This is a genomic window from Micromonospora sp. NPDC007271 (assembly GCF_040634005.1).
Lineage (GTDB): Bacteria > Actinomycetota > Actinomycetes > Mycobacteriales > Micromonosporaceae > Micromonospora.
On sequence record NZ_JBEYER010000134.1, the window covers coordinates 1 to 15,546 of the forward strand.

At 69.2% G+C, this 15,546-nt stretch carries 15 protein-coding genes and 1 pseudogene; 7 read left to right on the forward strand and 9 right to left on the reverse strand.

Annotated elements, in window-relative coordinates; translation table 11 throughout:
- The first annotated feature begins 250 nt into the window (after window positions 1-250).
- Window positions 251-898 carry a maleylpyruvate isomerase family mycothiol-dependent enzyme gene (locus ABZ570_RS30930; protein ID WP_358071206.1) on the forward strand — a complete coding sequence of 216 codons (648 nt, stop codon included), beginning with the start codon at window positions 251-253 and terminating at the stop codon, window positions 896-898.
- Between the two features lie 301 nt (window positions 899-1,199).
- On the opposite strand, the gene ABZ570_RS30935 is transcribed toward ABZ570_RS30930, so the two are convergent.
- Window positions 1,200-1,523 (reverse strand): hypothetical protein, encoded by a 324-nt coding sequence (locus tag ABZ570_RS30935; protein ID WP_358071208.1) that lies wholly within the window; start codon window positions 1,521-1,523, stop codon window positions 1,200-1,202.
- A gap of 295 nt (window positions 1,524-1,818) precedes the next feature.
- Between ABZ570_RS30935 and ABZ570_RS30940 the strand changes: the two genes are divergently transcribed.
- Window positions 1,819-2,907, forward strand: coding sequence for a hypothetical protein (locus ABZ570_RS30940; RefSeq protein WP_358071210.1), 1,089 nt, complete (start codon window positions 1,819-1,821; stop codon window positions 2,905-2,907).
- A 254-nt stretch (window positions 2,908-3,161) separates the two neighbouring features.
- Here the strand turns inward: ABZ570_RS30940 and ABZ570_RS30945 are convergent, their stop codons facing one another.
- Window positions 3,162-3,722: a hypothetical protein gene (locus tag ABZ570_RS30945; RefSeq protein WP_358071212.1), complete on the reverse strand. Its 561-nt coding sequence runs from the start codon at window positions 3,720-3,722 to the stop codon at window positions 3,162-3,164.
- A gap of 118 nt (window positions 3,723-3,840) precedes the next feature.
- A pseudogene (locus ABZ570_RS30950) lies at window positions 3,841-3,936 on the reverse strand (IS5/IS1182 family transposase); the annotation flags it as partial.
- Between the two features lie 235 nt (window positions 3,937-4,171).
- Here ABZ570_RS30950 and ABZ570_RS30955 point away from each other — a divergent pair.
- The 3 genes from ABZ570_RS30955 (at window position 4,172) to ABZ570_RS30965 (ending at window position 8,395) form a co-directional block, all read left to right on the forward strand.
- The gene (locus ABZ570_RS30955) at window positions 4,172-6,472 is read left to right on the forward strand and encodes a hypothetical protein (protein ID WP_358071214.1); all 2,301 of its coding nucleotides are present in this window, start codon (window positions 4,172-4,174) and stop codon (window positions 6,470-6,472) included.
- A 514-nt stretch (window positions 6,473-6,986) separates the two neighbouring features.
- Entirely contained in the window at window positions 6,987-7,337 is a 351-nt protein-coding gene (locus tag ABZ570_RS30960; protein ID WP_358071216.1) for a PadR family transcriptional regulator, read from the forward strand.
- Window positions 7,334-8,395 (forward strand): hypothetical protein, encoded by a 1,062-nt coding sequence (locus ABZ570_RS30965; RefSeq protein ID WP_358071218.1) that lies wholly within the window; start codon window positions 7,334-7,336, stop codon window positions 8,393-8,395. Before ABZ570_RS30960 ends, ABZ570_RS30965 begins: the two co-directional genes overlap by 4 nt.
- A 226-nt stretch (window positions 8,396-8,621) precedes the next feature.
- Here the strand turns inward: ABZ570_RS30965 and ABZ570_RS30970 are convergent, their stop codons facing one another.
- From ABZ570_RS30970 to ABZ570_RS30995, 6 genes are all read right to left on the reverse strand, one after another.
- A complete protein-coding gene (locus ABZ570_RS30970; protein ID WP_358071220.1) occupies window positions 8,622-9,176 on the reverse strand; it encodes an AAA family ATPase in 555 nt (184 codons plus the stop codon).
- 235 nt (window positions 9,177-9,411) lie between these two features.
- Entirely contained in the window at window positions 9,412-10,008 is a 597-nt protein-coding gene (locus ABZ570_RS30975; RefSeq protein WP_358071222.1) for a GNAT family N-acetyltransferase, read from the reverse strand.
- 144 nt (window positions 10,009-10,152) lie between these two features.
- The gene (locus tag ABZ570_RS30980; protein ID WP_358071224.1) at window positions 10,153-10,497 is read right to left on the reverse strand and encodes a VOC family protein; all 345 of its coding nucleotides are present in this window, start codon (window positions 10,495-10,497) and stop codon (window positions 10,153-10,155) included.
- A 10-nt stretch (window positions 10,498-10,507) separates the two neighbouring features.
- Window positions 10,508-11,167, reverse strand: a complete 660-nt coding sequence (locus ABZ570_RS30985; RefSeq protein WP_358071225.1) for a hypothetical protein — start codon at window positions 11,165-11,167, stop codon at window positions 10,508-10,510.
- A complete protein-coding gene (locus ABZ570_RS30990; protein WP_358071227.1) occupies window positions 11,164-12,105 on the reverse strand; it encodes a hypothetical protein in 942 nt (313 codons plus the stop codon). Before ABZ570_RS30990 ends, ABZ570_RS30985 begins: the two co-directional genes overlap by 4 nt.
- A gap of 807 nt (window positions 12,106-12,912) precedes the next feature.
- On the reverse strand, window positions 12,913-13,677 hold the full coding sequence (locus tag ABZ570_RS30995) for a hypothetical protein (protein ID WP_358071229.1): 765 nt from the start codon (window positions 13,675-13,677) through the stop codon (window positions 12,913-12,915).
- Window positions 13,678-13,993: 316 nt separating this feature from the next.
- On the opposite strand from ABZ570_RS30995, the gene ABZ570_RS31000 reads away from it, so the two are divergent.
- Both ABZ570_RS31000 and ABZ570_RS31005 read left to right on the forward strand, forming a co-directional pair.
- Window positions 13,994-14,524, forward strand: coding sequence for a hypothetical protein (locus ABZ570_RS31000; RefSeq protein ID WP_358071230.1), 531 nt, complete (start codon window positions 13,994-13,996; stop codon window positions 14,522-14,524).
- Window positions 14,517-15,386 carry a DNA methyltransferase gene (locus ABZ570_RS31005; RefSeq protein WP_358071232.1) on the forward strand — a complete coding sequence of 290 codons (870 nt, stop codon included), beginning with the start codon at window positions 14,517-14,519 and terminating at the stop codon, window positions 15,384-15,386. The genes ABZ570_RS31000 and ABZ570_RS31005 overlap by 8 nt, the downstream gene beginning before the upstream one ends.
- The last annotated feature ends 160 nt before the right edge of the window (window positions 15,387-15,546 follow it).

The following is a 15,546-nucleotide window of genomic DNA, read 5'->3' on the forward strand; positions in this document are numbered from 1 at the left end:
CGAGTTCTGCGTCGCTTGATGCCACGGCCACTGCCCGCGATTCGGTATCCGGATCAGCCGCGATCGGCGCGCCACGCAGTGTCACCACAACAGATCAAGCCGGCGACCGGTCATGCCAATGTGAGTGCGTCCGGCTGAGATAGGTCCCGGGTTCTCGGAGTGATCCAAGAGATGGGTACGATCCGACCGATGACTTCGGCGTATGCGCCAGGTCATTCCCAGCACAGCCACCGAGCCACTGGAGCCTCCCTTGGCCGGCGCCACCGCCGCACGTGATGCACTTTGGTCCGCCACTCACGAGGAGCGCGCCGCTCTCGCCGACGACCTCGCCGAGCTCGACGACACCCAATGGGCACAGCCCTCACTGTGTGGGCACTGGATCGTTGAAGAGGTCGTCGCCCACCTGACCGCAGCGGCGAGCACCGGTACAGTGCGCTGGCTGACCAGCATGCTGGGCGCACGCTTTGACTCCGATCTGCACAACCAGCGCCGGCTGGTCGAGCACCGCGGCGCGACGCCCGCCGAAACCCTCGAACGATTCCGTCGCGTCATCACCAGCACCACGGCACCGACCGGGCATACCGCCGCATGGCTGGGCGAGGTCATCGTGCACGGGCAGGACATCCGCCGGCCCCTCGGACTGCCTCACACACCCCCGGTGCAAGCCGTCACCGAAGTCGCCCGCTTCTACGCCAGCAGGGACTTCACCGTCGCCAGCCACCGCACCGCCAAGGGGCTACGCCTGGAAGCGACCGATGGACCCTTCGCGACCGGCGCGGGTCCGCTTGTCAGCGGTACAACGCTCGCGCTCATGATGGCCATGGCAGGTCGCCACGTCTACTGCGACGATCTGACCGGTCCCGGTGTGCCCATCATGCGCGCACGCTGCTCGCCCTAATCCTGATCAAGTGGCAGCAAGAGAAGCGAACAAGTCTCCTCTGCGCGAGTAGCTGCAACGTTCGATCACTGGCCGCTCGAACAAGGTCAGGTGCGCACAAGTAGCCGCGATGAGCGCGGTCATGTCGAAGAGCGGATGTCCGATCTTGGCAAGTTCCTGTTGGCCTCGACCGCCGCAGATGCCACCGGGGCCGCGGCGCGGCCAGCGGCACGGACAGTGCCGACGGCAATGGCAACGCCGGTTGGGCTGAAGTAGCGGATCTGGTCGTCGCCGTGATCGCCCTGGTCCTCGGCCTGTTCGCCTAACGCAAGGCCGGACAGGCTCGGGGCTCGGCGAAGGCGAGGGTCAGGTTGCTCTGCACGGCACCCCATTCGCGCTGCTGGCTTCGCCGAACGTCGAGCGCCCTCTCGTCGGCCGCCGCGAGCTCCTCGTCAGTGACCCCGTGGCGCTCCTCATCATCGTCGAAGTAGTCCACGAACGCTCCAACGTCGTCCTCCCCGCGCACAATCCAGGCCCAGATCTCGTCCTCGATCTCGGTGCGAGCCGACTCCGCGATCCGATCGGGCAGGAGCCTGACGCCGTCAGGACGGTCGTTGTAGGCCCATTTGCTCACACGGGCGATCATGACACGAGCGCTCGACCGCGCGTAGGCCAGTTGTCTGCGCGGAGGCCGTCCACTCCGCGTAGCTACGAGTCGGATCCGCCTCGCTCCGCGCCGACCATGCGGAACTGCCGCCGACAAGGCGGGCGCGACCGTCAGCGCTCGTCACTGTCCGGCTGTCTACCCGATCCGCCGCGCTGAGAAGTTTCGTCACGCGTCCAACGCGAGCCGGCTGTTCATGCCGAGTTGAGCTCGCTGCCGGACGACCTACCGACTCATGATCAACTATGGGATTCGATGCGGTTCCTATACTCGCCCGATGATCGAGGGATGGCCGGTTGTCCCGGAGCGGGCGGCGGTGGATGCCGCCGGCCCGAACGCCGAGGTCGTGCATGGTGATGGGGTCACTTTCGCGCACGGGGCCGACGCTCTGGTCGTGATCGTCGATGCCGGCGACCGGCCCCAGGGCAACGCTGTCGACAACGCGAACACGCTTGTGCTGCGGGGGCCTTTGCCCAGCGAGGCGACTCAGTGGATAAGTTCGAAGAACAAGAACAATCAGCCGTTTCTGGGCTTTGTCAGAATGGCCGATGGCTGCCTGGCTCTCGGTGAGCTCTACCAAGCCCACAGCATCTACCGCGGGATGGACCCGTACACGGGGGAAGAGGGGCTACTTACGTTCGCCGAACTGACCTGGGGCGAGCGGCTTCCCTCCGAACTGCTGGACAAGGTACGGCCGACGCCGATGCTGCCGGTACCCGGTATCGACTGGCTGGACGATGTGCCACAGGACCCGACCCGGGCACTACGGTCGTTTCTGACCGCTTGGTACGCCGATGTGCCGGTTACGCCGGCTACTCCCCGCCACGCGGCTATGAAACTTCCGCCCCCGTTGCTGGCCTTCCACGATATCGCCGTTGGCCGCGAAGAGATCCTCGGCCGGCAGGACTTCATCGAGCCGCTCGACACAATCGAGTACCTCGACGACGAGCCGCTGGTGGTCTTCGCGGCCGAGAATCAGGGCGTCTGGGTGGCGTTGATCGACCCCACCGACGATGATCCGGTCGTTTGGTACGACGGCGGCCCGGAGCGGCTGCGCGAGCGGGAACGCCTCAGCGGCTTCCTGCTCCAGTTCGCCCTCAACGAAGCGGTGAGCACCTCACCGTTCAACGGGTTCGCCACGGCCACCCCGGAGTTGCTGAGCCGGTTCGTCGCGGATCTGGTTCCCGTTCCGCTGCAGCCGATGCGGGTACCTGGCGACCCGACGCGCCATTGGGTGGCTCCCGGACTGGTCGTCATGGCCGCCGACTATGGCGAGAGTGGTATCTGGCTGAGCGTCGGCAGCCGGCAACGCTCCGCCCTGCGGCCCCTCCGCTCTCGGCTCGACTGGGAACACTTCAACGGCTAACCAATCAAGATCTCCCGGTTCTGAGCGCAGCCCTCCTGCGGGTGGGATGGGCAGGTACCGCTGGTCGGCGGTCTACCCAGGCCCAAGTGCGCACATCTACCATGATGCGGGCCTGCTCATGTCTGCGAGCAGGTCGCGGCTGTTGCTACTGCCGACGGCGGAGAAAAGCTGCGCCGCCCGGCATCTCGCGTACGTCGATGGCAGGCCGAGAGAGTGTCGGGTAACTGAGTGGTAGCTCTTCGCTTTCTGATGGCTCACCAGCGGGTCCGTGCGAGTTCCTCGACGTCTGTGAAGGTGGCGACCTGCTCACACTCCTCGGGTGTCAGTTTGTTGATCAAGGCTTTTGCTGCCTGGGCTTGTTTCGTAGTGGGCAGGTTACCGGCGACGAGATCGGGCAGGACCAGTTCGTAGCCGACTCGTGCACGCGCGGAATACCGAGTTCGGTTGCGGGCGACGGCGAAGGAGACACGGATAGCGTGCTCGTTGCCGGCCGGCACGTTAGCCCGGTCCACCTCTCGGGCCGCGAAGCGCAACCCATGGTGGTAGGTGCACCGCTGACAGGTAGCCGGTCCCCTGGTGAGGGTGGATCCGCACTCCGTGCACCTCAGGCGGTCGAGCGCGGCATCGATGATGCGCCAGTCATGCTCTGCGGGATTTTCGACCACGAGCCAGCTCAGCGCCGTCTCGTCCGTAGAGCCGGGGGCGACGTCCAACTCGCTGAGCAGACGCGCCCAGGCCAGGTCGAGTTCCGCCTCGATCTCGCCGATGGTTCGGGCCAGGGACCTGCTGCGCCATGCCCGCATGGTGTCGGCCATGCCGTCAAGCATGGTCGATCAGCGAACGCCGCGACACCGGGTTTGTTGCCCGGGCAGGCGCGCGGCCATCAGCCGGATCATCACTATCTTGATATGAAGCCTCGACGTGCGCGGTGGTGCGTTCGTAGTCCCGGCACAGCATGCGGCAGCGAGTCAGCCAGCCGAACGTCCTCTGTACAACCCAGCGGCAGGGCAGTACCTGCAAGCCGGTCGCGTCGCAGCGACCTCGGGCGTCTGGCCGACAACCACTCGCCAATGATCGATACCGGAAAGCCGGGACCGCAGCAACCAAGGGCCGCGGCAGGGTGATGATCCGCGTGGTCGGCGCGTTTCATCCGGTCCTGGTCGTCGCGGGGTTCCTCCCCATGGCTCGGTCACGCCGTTTCGGCGAAGCGTTCTGCCCCGCTGCCGGCTCATCGTTGCGATCGGATTCTGTTAGCTTGACGGCCGTGGCCGTCGTAAGGGCGTTCGAGGACGACGAATACCTACCTGAGTATGGACTCGTCGTCCTGCGGGACCCGGATGGGCCGGGGGAGCGGGGCGACGATCCGGAGCTACCGCGCGACGGTGAGCGTGAAGATGAGCCGACTGGCACGTTCGCCGGAGCCGGCTCCGGCTGGATCACCTGTCAGGCCGGCGACGGCTATCACGTGGTGCGCCTGGAACTGCACGATGCTCCGCCCCCAGCTGACCATGCAAGCTTCGACGAGGTGCTGGAGACGCCCTACCGCGCCAGTTCCGGTGGGCTGTCGTTGACCGTGCTGACCGGCGGCGCCGGCCCGGTCGACCTCGAACTGGGCGGCGCCGGCTGCTACCGGGTCCGGGCGGCATGCCGGCGGGGCGACACCGAGGACGGGTTCGGGGACCGCTGGTTGCTGCGGTTCTGGCGGGATGAGTCACCTGAGCCGCCGGTCTGGCTGGCGCGTGCCCGGCCCGCCGTCGGTCCTGGCTATGACGGCTGGCGGTCCGAGCTGCCGTACGACCAGATGGAGCTGGCTGCCATCGTCAACGCCGCGGCCCGTGAGCATGGCGGGCCGGTGACAGTGGAGCACATCGACGACTGGGGCCGCGCGCATTCGCGCCCCCCGGGTTGGCTCGAGGCGCCGCTATGGCAACCGCCGCGGGAACCGTTGACCACCGGCCACGCCGATCTCGACCAGCGCAACGCTGCCCAGCGCGCGGAGGTGGTGGCTCGGCTGGCCGGGCAGCAGCGCCGGCTTGACGAGATCGCTGCCGAGCTGGGTGTGCCGCCGGTGCGCCGCAAGCGCGATGTGCTGCCGCTGCTGGCGGCCGCCGGCATCCTGGTCAGCGAGGGCCGGGACGGTTACCGCGCCGGGCGGCCGGCCCGGGTGGACACGGTGCTGTCATTGCCGCCAGACCGGGTCCGGGCCGTCCGGCTGCAGGACGCCCGCAGCAGGTACGGCAGCCTGGCCGAGGATCTCCATGCGGTGCTGAGGTGGGCATCCCGGGTACCGCTGGAGACCACGGCCGCGGAGCTTGCCGAGCGGCTGCTGGTGAGCGAGGCAGCGCTGCACGACGGGCTGGCCTTCGCCGAGCAGATCGGCCTGCTGCACGTCGACGGCGAGGAGCCACTGCGGCTGTGGCTGGGACGCCGCCCGAAACCGGCGCCAGCCACGCCAACCGTGCCGGTCGCGCGGCGGACACCGAGCAGGACGTCGGTGGCCGCGCCGATGCTGTCCGGTCCGGCGCAGAACGCGGGCGGCCCGCCGACTCGAAGCTTTCTGCGGGGCGGGGCGGGGCGGTTGACGGGCGACCCGGCGGACGGCCGCGGGCTGCGAGTGATGTTCCCGCAGCGCAAACGGGAGGAGCCGCCCGGCCCGCCGTTCGGCGCGCCGCCACGGGCCGGGGCCATCGAGGCGAACGGCACCGTGGTCGGGTGGCGCGACGGCACGCGAGTGGACCTGGCCCGACTCGAAGCCGCCCGCTGGAGCCAGGCACTCCAAACCCGGCACGGTGTGCTTGTGCTGAGCCACGGGCATCCGGCCCGGTTGGTGTCCGCGGCCGGCGAGGTAACCGAGATCGACGACCTGCGGATGCCGGGCGTCGTGCTGCTGGGCGACGGCCGGCGGGTGGCGGTGGTCGACAGCGAACATCGCCGGCGGGTGTCACGGTACCGGCTGCGGGTGATCGACCTGGCCGGCGGCCCAGCGGAGACCATGCCGTGGCCGGACGACCGGGGGATCAGCCTTGTCGGCGCATACCGCGACATGATCTTCTTTGCCGACCACCAGGCCCGCTGGGCCACAATGCGATGGACGCCGGGCACCGATCCCGAGCGGTGCGCGCACCCAGTGCAGCAGGTCGACCCGCTCACCGGCATCGGCAGTGCGCGGACGGCGGAGGGGGTCACCGTCGTCCGGCCAGACGGGACGACGGCGACGATAAAAGTCGACCTGACGGCCCGGCTCGCGCCCGGCGGCGACCGGCTGTGGATGATGCGCTCCAATCCGCCAGCGCTTACGCTGTTCCGGGTCGATCCGGGAGCCACGGTGCAGCCGCAGGTGTGGTGGTTGCCTGAGGCACGCCGGGGGTCCCCACACGGGACGTATCGGGAGCCGGTCTGGGAGGATGCCGAACACCTGCTGTTCGGCTACCACCCCTGGCACGTTTCACGCGAACCCGCGAGCGGAGTACGGCTGTCGGTGAGCGACGGCGCGGTCGAGCGCCTTCCCGCGGTCGGCCCATCCGGGAAGTCGGTGATGTTCGTGGAGCCGCTGCTGACGCCGTAGCCGTAGCCCAAGGACATCAACGTGATTTAGCGAGGAATCCCGGTCCTTCAGGTGATCCGGCCGGTGAATTCCTGCCGCAGGTAGTGCGTGGAGACGCCTTTGAGTCGGTTGACCTGGGTTGAGATCGGCAGTTCGGCGGGTAGTGGACGAGCAGGTGGACGGGGTTGTCTTCGCCGTTGGCCACGGGCGTGCTCCGCCGCCGGGGCCGTTGCTTGTGGTGACCGGCAGTGCCTGAACACGCTGCGGGGTCCGGAGTAGGACGACGTGACCGTTGTGTCCGGGGCCGAGGACGATGGCCTGGTTGGTGGGTGGGGCGCCGACGACACTGTTCTCCACTGCGGGTATCGCAGGCGCGAAGTCCGGCCCGCCCAGGTCTGCGGCGTCTGCTGCGTCACCGTCGCCCATGATGGCTCCTTGTCTTGTCGACCTCGGCGGGTGTGAGACGCCTGATGAGCCGTGCCGGCCATCGAGGTTCGGGCTCGCACTATATCTTGCCTTCCACTATATTCGGTGGATGAGTTCTAGGGCGATGACGGAACCGGCCTTCTTCATCCTCACCGCGCTGGTCGACGCTCCACGCCACGGCTACGGGATCGTCGCGGACGTGGCAGAGCTGTCGCGAGGGCGGGTGCAGCTGAAGATCGGCTCCCTGTACGGGGCTTTGGACCGGCTCGTCGGCGACGGCTTGGTCGAGCTGGACCGCGAGGAGGCATGGCAAGGGCGGCTACGCCGGTACTACCGATTGACCGAGCGGGGCCGCGACGCCCTCGCCGCGGAGGCGCAACGGCTGGCCACGAACGCGCGTCTCGCCTCGACCCGGCTGCGTAGCCAGCGGAACCCGATCACGCGGCCGGCGTCGTCATGAGCCGGCTCGAAGAGCGCTACCGCCTCGTGCTGCGGCTGCTGCCCGCCGCCTATCGGCAGCAATGGGAAGACGACATGGTCGCCGCCTTCCTAGAGAGCATGGACAACGACGACCCGGAAGACGCCGCGTACATCGCAGACCACGGACGGCCGAGCCTGGCAGAGGTCGCCAGCATCATGTCCCTGGCTGTCCGGTTGCGTCTCGGGGGCCCCGACGCGACAGCCCGTTCCCACGCCTGGGGGCAAGCCGTGCGACTGGCGACCCTGATGGCGATGCTGACCCACGCCGTCATGGTCACCGCCAGCGTCGCCGTCACACTGTGGCTGTCCGGGAAGATCGCCTGGTTGCCGGCGCCCGCACCCGCGTGGGCGCTCACGCCGTCGGGGAGTACCTGGCACACCGCGTGGAACCTGGCCGGCTACGCCTGGCTGCCGGCCTACATCGCGCTCGTCCTCGGACACCGCCGCGTGGCCCAGGCCGTCGCCCTGCTCGCCATCGTGCCCCCCGCCGTCACCACCGCCGTGGAGCAGGCCGCCAGTGACGTACCGCTATCCGTGACGCCCTGGGCGCTGCGGCTCACCGACGTCGTCCTCGTACTCGCCATGGCGGTGTTTCACCGCGACGCCCCACCGGTGCCGCGCCGCCCCTGGCTCCTCGCGATACCGATCGGAATCCTGCTCGTTCCGCTGCCCCTGTTCGCCATCCAGACCACCAGCCAGGCACCGAGGCTGCTGGACTGGCCTGGCCTGTCCTGCGCCCTAGTCGCCACCGCCATCGCGGTCCACCTGGCCGGACGGGCACCCAGGCAGCCAGCTCGCACGCTGCCGTGGTCACTGGCGCTCACCCTGCTCGCCGCGACCACCCTAGCCCTACGAATCGTCACCCTGCCGGACTACATCGACCAGGCACAACGCACCACACTCGTCACCATCGCAACAATGGAAGTCATCGCCGTCCTGACTATGGCCCTACCGCTCGCCCGACGAGCCCTCCGAGCACTGCGCCGACTTCCACCGATCCCCGCCGACGCCCAACAGCCCACCACACCGACCGAGTAGGCATTGCGGCGCACCGACCCGTACCGATCCATCCAACCCCACACCGAAACACACTTTTCATGCCGCGAAGTGACCACCACGGAGAGTGACCGGATCGCGGGTGCCTGCATCCGCCACATGCCGATGAGCGGATGGAGCTGTCATGCCGCGAGCGCGTCGACCGTGGAGGGCGGATCACGCCCTAGCCCGGTTGAATCGGGCGCCCCAGTTGTGGATCTGCTCGAGCTCATCGCCCGGCGTTCACGAAGGCAACGATCTCGTCGAGTCCAGGGCGATAGCCGTCAGTGGTGTCCACCTCGATCGCGGGCACGTCGAGCCGGACGGGCTGAAAGCCGTGGTGGCCGGCGGCATGGGCCTGGTGGTCGCCGAGGTACGCGTCGGCGTGGGCATGCCGGATAGCGTTCTCGTCCTGCCGTCGCTGGACGCGATCGAAGGCCGTCTGCGCGGCGACCTGGCAGTGCACCACCCGAATGTCGGCGATCCCGATCAATGGCTGCAGGCCGGGGCGCCAAAGGTGGTTCTGGAAGGCCGCCTCGGCGACCGTGGTGACACCTGCGGTCAACAGCAGTTGCAGCACCTTGAAGAACGTGGGCAGGGTCAGAAGGCTCAGCTCGTCGCTTGGTGCAGCGATGAAGTCGCCAGCCGCGTGGACCATGCCCTCCTTGATCTCGTCCCGGCAGATCGCCGGGCAACCGACTCGCCGGGCGAGTAGGTGAGCGAGTGTCGTCTTGCCAGACCCCGATGGCCCACTAATGACGACAAGGGTCGGCGTTGTTCCCATCACGTCGTTATAGCTCGGCCGGGTGCAGGACGGCGCCGGTAGGGATCAGCTCTGAGTAGTCATCTGCGGCCAGATACCTCCCCGCTAAGTGGCCGCCAGTGGGGAATCTCAACTGGCCACCAACAGTAGATCATCTGTCAGCGGGCTCCTTCGAGCTTCGTCAGGACGAACAGGGCGCGCAGCAGGCCGGTCGCGCGGGCGGGATCGGTGCGGAGCTCGGTGAGGATCCGAATTACTAATCAAATCGCTGATCCTCATCACCATCGCCGGCCCTACGTTCCGTCCCGCGGCGCCATGTCTCGGCGAGCAGGGCGTACGTGTAGCCGTCAACCCAGCCCAGTTCGGCGTGCCAGGAATCGCCGACGCCGTGCTGTTCACGGCGCATGCCGACCTTTTCGAGGATCCGCACCGAGGCGAGGTTGTCCGCGAAGCAGCCAGCGGTGATCCTTCGAACGCCCAGCCGGTCGAACGCGTGCGCCACCATAGCGGTGACGGCCTCAGTCGCGTAGCCGTTGCCGCCGTATCGCGGGTCGAAGATGTAGCCGAGTTCGGCCTCCGTCCGCGGCGGCATACCGGGCTGGCCCATCCCGTCGACGACATTGAGCGAGACGGTCCCGATGACCACGCCGTCAAGGGCCACCGCCACGCTGTGGTCGTCGGGGTCCTCCGCCGCGCGCCGCCACGCCGCCCGGAAGGACGCAGGGTCGACCTCGGTGCGCAGTAGCCAGCGAGTAACCTCCGGCAGGTTGCGGTACTCCAGGATCCGGTCGACGTCCTCGTCGCGCACCGGGCGAAGCTCGAGGCGTTCGGTGCGTAGGTTGGTGCTCCCCATGAGGTGGGACGTTAGCGGACGCATCACGGCGACTCGTCCGATTATCCGGCCGCCCGGTCGGACATGGCTCACCCACCAGGTGGCTGCGCCGACGTGCGCCGGCAGCACCGGACGCATTGACATGCCGCGGCCAGGAGGCGCTGGTCACTCAAGCGGGGCGCCACCGAAGCCAATCTCGTTCCCGTCGGGATCTCGGTAGATCACCTTGCGTACACCGTTGCCGTACGTCTCGCGTGAGGCGGGGTTGATCCCTCGGCCGGCGATGCTCTCGACCCGCTGATCGAGGTCGTCGACGAACACGGTGTGCAGTGCGTGGCCGGCGCGCTCGGGCAGCTCCTCGATGTAGAGGTATCGGTGCTCGGCAAGCTCCCACACCGCCTCCGTCGCGTTCGGCAGGAACGCGGGTTCGTTGCCCAGCAGCCGCTCATACCAACTGAGCGCGCGCTGGAAGTCGCTTACCGGAAGCCCTGCGAAGAGGTCGACTGTCACGCGTTCCACGCTAACCCGGCTGTTTGCTCTCCTCATGCCCCAAATCGGCAAGAGCCGCCGCCATGCCGAGCAGCAACGCGGTCGGCTCCTCGACGGCGGGGGCGAGGACCTGGCGGGCGTCGGCCAGGGCGGCGTCAACGACGCGGACGCAGTCCTCGACGCCCGAGGCGCTCTCCGAGGTGTCAGCAGTGGCCATGGCGGCGGTCCTCTTCGATCTCGTAGCGGATCCGTCGGGCTCTGGCGGGGGTGAGGTACGGGTAGAGCCGCCCCAGCTCTTCGTCGTCGTCTTCGGCGGGTGGTGGGGGAACGTGGGCGAGAGCTCGGGCGATGGATGCCTGGGCGGAGGCTCGGGCGTCTCATGCCGGGCGGTCCGTTGCCGGTACGCCAGGTGGTCACTGACGGGCTCGGGCGCGGCTTGACGCCGTAGAGCGGGCAGCAGCGGGATGCCGCCCTGCCGTTTGATTTGCCGTTCGCGGCCGCGGGTGCCGGTCCAGGTGCGGGCGAGGCGGAAGCCGATGCGGGCGGCGGTGATGAGGGCCAGGAGGCGGGCGTCGCGGTCGGCGGCGTGATCGGCGAGGCGGGTTTCGAGGTCAAGGGTCCAGCCGATGTAGTGCTTGACGTGGCGGTAGGGGCGGTCGAAGTGGATGAGGTAGACGGTTCCGGTCTTCATCCGGCGCTCCGGAGGTGGTGGGCGCACGCGTCGCCGGTGACGGTGTCGACGGCGAGGGTGGTCTTGCCCTCGGCATGGCAGGTCAGGCAGAAGCCGAAGCCGCGGCCGCCGGCGGACGCTGGGGCGTCTGGGGTGGGTACGGGGGCGGGGAAGACGCCCCGCGGTTCGTCTTCGGGTCGGCTGGCGTCGGGGTTGCCGGGGACCAGGCGGAGAGCCGGCGCAGCATCGGCCTCGCGCGCGCGGTCGTAACTTGCTGTCTGAGGCTGAGGTGGTTGCTCGCCGTCCTCAGAGAGTGAGCTTTCAATCCCGTTCCCAGGAGCCGAAGGCGACTGGGGGCGCAGGGGGGCTGGGGGCAGCGTGCCCCCAGAGGGAGGTTCCTGGGGGATTTCTCGGGGAGTTCCCGGGAGGTTCGTGGGTGGTTCGGGGGGCGTTGCGTCCACACGTGTGGCGTTCAAATCCCCACGTGTGGAGTCCGCGTCCACACGTGGGTCGTCTCCGTCCACACGTGTGGACGCCGGATCCACACGGCCGGGGTTGGTAATGCGCCCCTTGGCCCGTGCGGCGGCCCGGCGGGCGCGCTCCCGGGCCGCGTTGTCCGACTTACGCTTCTCGATGGCGGCTTCGATCTCGGCGCGCTCGGCCGGGTCTCGCTTCTGGCTCATGTCGAGGTTCCATCGGGTGGTGCCGAACTGGGTGGTGCCGTCGCGGACGAGTAGCCCGGCGGCCTCCAGGCGGTCCTCGGCGCGCTGGACGGTGCGCTCGTCGTAGCCGGTGCGCCATATGACGTCTTCGATGGCGGCGTGGCTGTCGCGGCCGTATTCGTCGGCGCGTTCGGCGCGGGCGACGAGCACGGCGCGGGCGGTCGTGTCGGGCTTCCCGGATTTGGTCCGGAGCATGGGGGCGTCGTCGAGGGCCCATTGCACGGCCTGGTAGCTCACCCGGTGGCTCCTGATCTGCTGGTTGGGGTTGGGGTGTTGGGGTGGCTGGCCGGGCCCGGTGGAGCCGGGCCAGCCCGGTCAGGCGTGGGTGGCGACCTGCTCGCGGAGCTGCTTCACCTCGGCCAGTAGCTCGTCGTTCGCGCTCGCCGCGGGCGGCTTCCGGTGGGTGCGGCGTCAGGTCTCGTCGGCCGAGTTAGTGCAGGGGTGGCAGGACCCACAGGGCTTGGTCAGCTGCTTCCAGAGCCGGCAGACCTCGGCGACGAGCGGAGGCACGTCGGCTCTGGGCGGCGGCGATAAACCCGGGGTCGGCCTCCGGGTCCACCTCGACCGCCTCATCGCGGTCCCAGTCGAGCTGGTCATCCTGGTCGTCGATCTCGGCGACCGACTGGATGCAGGTGAATGAGCCGGGGCCGGTGACCTCCAGGCCCCGAACGATGGGGGTGCCGTTGCCGACGCCCCACAGGCCAGGGGTGGCGGGTGTTGGCGCGGGCCTCGATGGCGTCCAGGTCCAGCCAGCGGGGACGGACCCACAGCCGGCTCGGCTGGCAAAACCGGCGGAACCGAGGTGGTCTCGCCCGCGGACCCAGCGTCGTTCAGCGGACCCGAGGTGAGCTCGGTGTAAGTTCGGCGGCCCGGCCGGTACATTCGGCGAGCAAGGCCAGCGCGCATGGCCGTCGCCTTGGACGCACCCACCGTGAACTCGCGCATGATTCCGAAGGGACCTCACCGAGCCTGCCGGCCAGCTCGCCGACCCCGGGGCAGAAGGTCAGCCACGGCCCGCCGGGTAGACGCTGGTGATCGGGTCGCTCACCGGTCACCCGCCAGCACCTCACGGCTCGGGCTGGACAGGTCGCCTCGCGTGACGGCGGCGGCCACGATGCGTTCGGCGCGGCGGCGGCGCATCCGCAGGACCGGCGCGGTCAGACCCTTCTCGGCGGCCAGCTGCTCGATCAGGGCGTCGCCGAACCGGGTCGCGCTGATGAGTTCGGCGGCTTCGGCGGTGATCAGGCCGGCGGCGGCTGCCCGGCCGAGCAGCAGGTCCGGGTGCCCGTATGGCATTCGCGGCGACCGCGAGCCGCTGGGCAGGTCCAGCGGCAGTTCCTCGCCGTCGTCGGCCTTGACGACCGCGGCGCCGGCGCGCCATGCCGCCCAGCACAGCCGCAGCCACAGTCGGGGTGGGGCGAGGTCCGCTGTGCGCAGCGCGTGGAGGAACCCGGCCAGGACTTCGGAGTCCACGTCGTCGGCGTGCCGTGGGCGGCCGCGGCTGATCTTCGCTGCGAGGTGCGTCAGCGCGGGCAGCGCCACGCCGATCGCGCCGACCATCCAGGCCGGCCCGCGTTCGCGGGCGTGGCCGGCGAGCTGCCGCCACAGCTCGTCGGTGGTGTCACTGTCGTAGCGCCCGTACATCAGCAGGTTGCGCAGCTCGTTCAGCGGCATCGTCGTGTCCGGCAGGCCCGGCACCGATCGGGCGTCGAACACCAGCGGCGCGGGTTCGCAGGTCAGCAGCTCGAACGCCTTCTCGGCGCTGGTCAACGCCGTCTCGGCCGTTCTGGTGCGGGTGGTCGTTGCCATGGCGATGTCCCCCTCGTAGGGGAGCGCTTCGCCCTGCTGCGAAGGCTCCAAGACCTCGATTGGGACAGCCCGACCTGACACCACGAGCGCTTGTCAGACCGAGACAGGTCGTGTCAGGTTCGCCGCTGCGCCGGCCACCCACGCGCCCGCTGGCGCTGCTGCCAGAAAGCGGGGCTGACCGGATCGGTCAGGCCGGGGCGGGTTCGATCGGCCTGTCAGTGGCGCACTGGGGATCGTCAGTACGCCCGCCGGTCCGGGGGCCACCACGCCCATGACCGATACCAACCGTCACAGAGCACCCGTTCCCGTCGGGGACGTGGTGCCCGGCGACCCGCCCGTGCCGATCACCGTCTGGCCGGTACCCGCCCCACACGAGGGCGAGACCATGTCCAACCCGATGGGCGTCCGGCTGGTCCACAACCTCACCCACCCGTCCGACCTGATCATCGACCTGACCGAGGGGCCGCAGCTGGCCCACGCCATCATCGCCGCTCGCCGCCGCACCCACCTCCAGTCGACGCGCACGACCAGCTGGGGTCGTCAGCCGGCAAACCTGATCGTCACCGGATGGCCCCTCGCACCCGACGCCGCGGCGCCGGTCGAGTTCTTCGTCCGGTGCCGGGCGGCACTGATACCGGGCGGCTGCGCGGCGGTGCTGCTGGCGCACGGCGATCCGACCCTGCCGTCCGACGTGGTCACCGCGGCAAAGCAGGCGGGCCTGGCCTACCTGCAACACATCGTCGCGGCCAACCAGCCGTACGCGCGAGGAGGACAAATGCAGCTGGAGATCCACACCGATGTCCTGGTCCTCACCAGGGCACAGCAGGAAGGTGACGGCAGTGCCTGAACCGATACCGATCACCTCGCTGTGGCTGACCTGCCAGCGGCCCGCCCGCGACCAGAGGCGCGGCCGGTACGTGCCGGAAACCTCCACGCATCCGGGCAAGATGCTGCCGGACTGCGCCGCGCACGCCATCGCCTCCTACACCGCGCCAGGTGACCTGGTGCTCGACCCGATGGTCGGGGCAGGCACCACCCTCGTGGAGGCCATACACCTCGGGCGACACGCGCTCGGCGTCGACATCGAACCGCGGTTCACCGCCCTGGCCGAGGCCAACGTCGCCCTCGCACGCTCCCAGGGCGCCACCGGAACGGCGAAGGTCATCACCGGCGACGCCACCGCCCTCCTCGACCTCGCCCCCGCCTCGGCCGTCGGCAAGGTCGAACTCGTGCTGACCTCGCCGCCCTACGGCCGACACGCCCACGGCCTGGTCCGGACCACCACAACGGGGGTCAGCAAACGCGCCCACGCCTACGGCGACAGACAACGCGGCAACCTCGCCTACGCCGGCTGGTCCGGACTGCTCGACGGGTTCACCGCGATCCTGGCCGCCAGCTACCAGATGCTGCGCCCCGGCGGCACGGTGATCATCACCTGCCGACCCGTACGCCGCCGCCCGGACGACTTCATCGACCTGCCCGGTGAGTTCCTGGCCGTCGCGCAGCAGGTCGGGCTGATACCGGTGCAACGGGCCGCGGCGATGCTCGCCGCTGTCCGCGACGGCCAGATCGTGCACCGCGCCTCGATGTTCGCCATGATGGCCGTCCGAAAGTCCAGGGAAGACGGCATCCCCGTACACCTCGTCGCGCACGAGGATGTGCTCGTCCTGCGTCGCGATGTCGTATCTCCTGCCGGTACCGCACCGTAACCAGCCCGGCCTCTCGTTGCCGGCAGCGTCGGCGCGGTCGAGCCAGCACGTCACCGGACGCCACCCAGTGGCTCCTTGTCGTATAAACCGACGGGGCGTGGCGGCTCGGCGCGGAGATCGCCGCCCGGGTGCAGGAGCGCTGCTTCCACGCGTTGCACGC

Bases quoted from the DNA above. Each gene is read 5' to 3' on its own strand.
- ABZ570_RS30985 (WP_358071225.1), bottom strand. From the start codon at position 11,167: ATGAAGACCGGAACCGTCTACCTCATCCACTTCGACCGCCCCTACCGC.
- ABZ570_RS30935 (WP_358071208.1), bottom strand. From the start codon at position 1,523: ATGATCGCCCGTGTGAGCAAATGGGCCTACAACGACCGTCCTGACGGC.
- ABZ570_RS30960 (WP_358071216.1), top strand. From the start codon at position 6,987: ATGAGTTCTAGGGCGATGACGGAACCGGCCTTCTTCATCCTCACCGCG.
- ABZ570_RS30975 (WP_358071222.1), bottom strand. From the start codon at position 10,008: ATGGGGAGCACCAACCTACGCACCGAACGCCTCGAGCTTCGCCCGGTG.
- ABZ570_RS30940 (WP_358071210.1), top strand. From the start codon at position 1,819: ATGATCGAGGGATGGCCGGTTGTCCCGGAGCGGGCGGCGGTGGATGCC.
- ABZ570_RS30965 (WP_358071218.1), top strand. From the start codon at position 7,334: ATGAGCCGGCTCGAAGAGCGCTACCGCCTCGTGCTGCGGCTGCTGCCC.
- ABZ570_RS30970 (WP_358071220.1), bottom strand. From the start codon at position 9,176: ATGGGAACAACGCCGACCCTTGTCGTCATTAGTGGGCCATCGGGGTCT.
- ABZ570_RS30945 (WP_358071212.1), bottom strand. From the start codon at position 3,722: ATGGCCGACACCATGCGGGCATGGCGCAGCAGGTCCCTGGCCCGAACC.
- ABZ570_RS30995 (WP_358071229.1), bottom strand. From the start codon at position 13,677: ATGGCAACGACCACCCGCACCAGAACGGCCGAGACGGCGTTGACCAGC.